Origin of the sequence: Streptomyces sp. NPDC006314, from assembly GCF_040613075.1 — a bacterium.
In the GTDB taxonomy this organism is placed as follows: domain Bacteria; phylum Actinomycetota; class Actinomycetes; order Streptomycetales; family Streptomycetaceae; genus Streptomyces.
In genome coordinates, this window is the sequence record NZ_JBEXRL010000071.1 from 1 (window position 1) to 1,876 (window position 1,876).

The window sequence follows — 1,876 nt, forward strand, 5'->3', positions numbered from 1 at the left end:
TGTCTTCAGCACCGCAAACTATGCGACGAACAAACCGCCTTCCCTGTCCAACTCGCTGCCGTCGCTTGACGAGTTAGAACCCTGAGGTGTCTCACGGGTCAGTACAACTAGCCCGTGACCGGGCATGTGGTTGTTTGGCTACGGCGGGCGAGTCCTCACGGCAGTTCCCACGCTTGCAGCCAACCGCCGCTGGTGGAGACGAACATCATGCGGCTCTCAACGGCGGGTTGTCCGCGGCCTTCTTCGCTCCACCGCGCTGGCAGCTGGGCCGTACTCCGGCGGGTGCGCGGATCCCACGCGTGCAGGACCCCAGTACGGTCACTGGCCCAGATCCGATCGCCCGCCATGAACGGCGTGGTGGTGAAGGCGCCGCCTGCGCTCTTGCGCCACAGCTCTCTGCCAGAGAGCGGATCGAGGACTACAAGCCGCCCTGGGTCGAATGCGGCGATGTAGACGGCGTCGTCAGCGACCAAGGGGGCCGTACTGATGCGTCGGGACACCTGAGTGTCAAACAACGGGTGTCCCTTTTGCCCGTCCCAGGCCAGCGCCCGGCCGCCCCCCCGTAGTCAGATGAACCGTCGTGCGACGGTAAGGGCCCGGCGTCCCGAAGCCGGGATGCCGGGCCCCCCTTACCGGGGCGCGATCAGGCGGGGCGGATGTTCTCAGCCTGCGGGCCCTTCTGGCCCTGCGTGACGTCGAACTCGACCTTCTGGCCCTCCTGCAGCTCGCGGTAGCCCTGGCTGGCGATGTTGGAGTAGTGGGCGAAGACGTCGGGGCCGCCGCCCTCCTGCTCGATGAAGCCGAAGCCCTTCTCGCTGTTGAACCACTTCACTGTGCCCTTGGCCATGACTGTCTCCTTTGAGGGAAACCGGGCACGCACCCTGCGCGACCGGGAGGTGATCGCCCTGGTCCGGAGAGGCGCTGAACAGCAAGAACGCCCGTGAGGCGATCACGGGCGAACGGAACTTCGGAACCACGACTGCTGATCACAACGCTATAACGGCATGACGGAAGCCGCTAGCGAAAACGCGCCAGCATCCGGCTCGGAACGAAGGGCTGGATCGCCCGTGAGGCTCGGCCGGTGGGCCCCACCGGTCATGCGTGGCCGGCCCCTCCCCACACGACGTCACCTTCGACTTCCCGGAACCGGCTCGAGACCAGGGACGAGCCACCCCCGCGTGACCTCGTCGTCGAGTTCGATGGGGCACCACATCGGCTTCCTGCATGGCGGGCGGGGGCGGCAAGCGCTTCTGGGACACCGCCGTCTGTCTGCCCGGCGAAGGAAGCTGCCTCGGGGCCCTCTCAGCCCACTTGCTCCTGAGCGCCGAAGACACCCGAGTCTCGACTACTGCGAGTGGACCAGTGCCGAGGCCCGCCGGGAGGCAGCGCACGTCGGAAAACACGACAGGGTGCACGAGATCTTCTCCAGCACCGGGCGAACGGTTCGGCCACGGAAGGTGGTACCGCTTTCACCGCTCCCTGTCCCCGGTCGCCGGCGTGATTCGATCGTGCCGAGGCACGCTGCGGGTGCCCCGCTCCGTCGGGAAAAGGAGATCGCACAGGTAATGGATCACCCTGTCCCGCTCTCCGGGTACCGTCGGGGTATGAGTCATCCGCACCCTGAGCTGAAAGCCGCCCCGCCCCTTCCCGAAGGAGGGCTGCGGGTCATCGCCCTGGGCGGCCTGGGTGAGATCGGCCGCAACATGACCGTCTTCGAGCACGCGGGCAAGCTGCTCATCGTCGACTGCGGCGTGCTGTTCCCCGAGGAGACCCAGCCCGGGGTGGACGTGATCCTGCCGGACTTCACCTCGATCCGGGACCGGCTGGACGACATCGTGGCCGTGGTACTCACCCACGGCCACGAGGACCACATCGG

Annotated in this window: 2 protein-coding genes and 1 pseudogene; 1 reads left to right on the forward strand and 2 read right to left on the reverse strand. The window is 67.0% G+C overall.

From position 1 onward, the window contains the following. Positions 1 to 155: 155 nt before the first annotated feature. A pseudogene (locus ABZ079_RS36800) lies at positions 156 to 548 on the reverse strand (PQQ-binding-like beta-propeller repeat protein); the annotation flags it as partial. A 95-nt stretch (positions 549 to 643) separates the two neighbouring features. Beyond that, positions 644 to 847, reverse strand: a complete 204-nt coding sequence (locus ABZ079_RS36805) for a cold-shock protein (RefSeq protein WP_014670069.1) — start codon at positions 845 to 847, stop codon at positions 644 to 646. 757 nt (positions 848 to 1,604) lie between these two features. Between ABZ079_RS36805 and ABZ079_RS36810 the strand changes: the two genes are divergently transcribed. After that, positions 1,605 to 1,876, forward strand: a 272-nt coding sequence (locus tag ABZ079_RS36810; RefSeq protein WP_356943663.1) for an MBL fold metallo-hydrolase, incomplete at its 3' end; no start/stop codon positions are given.

Excerpts from the sequence above, each read along its gene's own strand:
- ABZ079_RS36805 (WP_014670069.1), bottom strand. The coding sequence starts at position 847 with ATGGCCAAGGGCACAGTGAAGTGGTTCAACAGCGAGAAGGGCTTCGGC.